This window comes from Candidatus Atribacteria bacterium (assembly GCA_011056645.1).
In the GTDB taxonomy this organism is placed as follows: domain Bacteria; phylum Atribacterota; class Phoenicimicrobiia; order Phoenicimicrobiales; family Phoenicimicrobiaceae; genus Sediminicultor; species Sediminicultor quartus.
In genome coordinates this window covers 1-1,948 of the sequence record DSEL01000001.1, presented here as the reverse complement: position 1 = coordinate 1,948, position 1,948 = coordinate 1, and the positions used below count along the sequence as shown (strand labels likewise).

Annotated in this window: 2 protein-coding genes; one reads left to right on the top strand and one right to left on the bottom strand. The window is 31.1% G+C overall.

The annotated features are described in order from the left end of the window. Positions 1-168: 168 nt before the first annotated feature. Positions 169-609: a MarR family transcriptional regulator gene (locus tag ENO17_00010; protein HER23441.1), complete on the bottom strand. Its 441-nt coding sequence runs from the start codon at positions 607-609 to the stop codon at positions 169-171. Between the two features lie 313 nt (positions 610-922). On the opposite strand from ENO17_00010, the gene ENO17_00005 reads away from it, so the two are divergent. Continuing rightward, positions 923-1,948, top strand: a 1,026-nt coding sequence (locus tag ENO17_00005) for a PAS domain S-box protein (protein HER23440.1), incomplete at its 3' end; no start/stop codon positions are given.

The following is a 1,948-nucleotide window of genomic DNA, read 5'->3' as shown; positions in this document are numbered from 1 at the left end:
CCCCTGTATCCACAATATCTGACATAAGTGTAGGTAAATATAATTCCGAAAGTGATTGTACGAAAACAAACACCATAACCCCTATGATTGATAACTTATAGGGTTTTAAGTTTTTTAATAATCTAATCATTGCAAATCTGCTCCTGTAAGTAAAATTTTTTCTACCGTCTAGTCATCTAATTTACTAAAAATATTTTGTATCTCTTCAAAGCTATCATTTAATTTCTGCATATCTTTATCTTTAAGCACTTCCAGTCGCTTTATGATTAATTTCTTCAAATGACTCTTGTGAAATTCAAGAAATTTTTCTCCTTTTGGGGTAATCATCAAGTTGATGATCCGTCGGTCTTTTTCATCTGTTTGTCTTTTCAATAAACCTTCTTTAATTAATTTGTCGGCTAAAGTAGTCATATTCGGCTTTGAAATTAACAATTTCTGACCATAATAGCGCATGGGTTTACCACTGTCTTTTTTGATATGCAATAGCAGCTGTAAATGCTGTCTTGGCGGTTTGTTAAAATAAGCCTGCCGAAAAATTTTTTTATGGAATAGGGGCATATAGCTTAGAAGATATTCAATGGTTTGATTTCGGTTAACTTTTTGACTCATGTTCCCCCTCCTTTTTTAAATTTATGGTTATATTTTATAACAATTATATAATAAAACTATTATAAAATACACTTTTATTTATTCTTTGTCAAGCTTATTCGGAGTAATTTTTAAATGACCATTACTCACCTAACATTGTAAATGGTATTTTTTAGTATTATAATATAAACAGTACATCAACAAAATCTGCTAATTACATAATTCTGTATAGGAATAGGAGGATGGCTAAAAACTCTAAGTTCCAAAAGTACAAAGCAAAGAGGAAAAGGGATTTATTTTTACCGTTATCCTTCCGATAGGTGATTGTTGAATTATGAATATTTACCAATTTTTACATTTTATTACATTTTTAATCTATTCCTGCTTGTTAGTTTTTTTGTTATGGAAAGATCCAAAATCCTTACTTAACAGGGTTTGTGCTGCTCTCCTTGCTTGTTTTGCTGTATGGAGTTTTACCTTGATTTTTATTTATAATCCAAGTGTCTCGAAAGATACTAGTGTATTATTTTATAATATTGGTTCCCTGGGGTGGATTAGTTTCGCAAGTTTCTCTTTGTGGTTTACTCTTATTTTCACCGAAAAGAAAAAGATATTAAAAACAAGAATTATTTATCTCTTTATCTTTATTCTGCCTTTGTTACTTATCTATACACAGTGGACCGGTCTTTTATCCGCAGATTATATTAAACAATCCTGGGCATGGAAAAGGGTTTGGTCAGACTCAATCTGGACCTATCTTTTTTACATTTATTACCTTTCATTTATAATAATAGTGCTTTATCTATATTTAAATTTCGGAATAAAGACAAGAGAACCAACTAAGAAAAAACAGGTAAAAATAATCTTTATCACTGCTTTATTTTCCCTTGTTTTTGGCACTTTGATAGAGGTAATACTTCCGGAATTGAATATTCCCAAGATACCTCCTATTCCCTCCTTGGGAAATGTGATTACGCTTATCTGGGCATTTGGAATGGTCTATGCCATAGCTAAATATAAACTGATGGTCATCACCCCAGCCCTGGTTGCTGAGAACATTATTTCCACCATGGCTGATTCTTTGATTTTATTGGATAGAGAAGGAAATATAATTAGTGTAAATAAAGCTACTTTGGATTTATCAGGATATGGAGAAGATGAATTAACAGAAAAATCAGTGGAGATGCTTTTTACAGAAAAGGATTTTAAAAGTACCTTGTTAGATAAAACTATTAAGAAAGAAGCTATTAGAAATTATGAACTTGGTTTTAAAACAAAAACAAAAGATATTATTCCAATACTTTTTTCAAGTTCTACTATAACGGACGAGGCAGGAGGTATGGCTGGCATTGTTTGTATG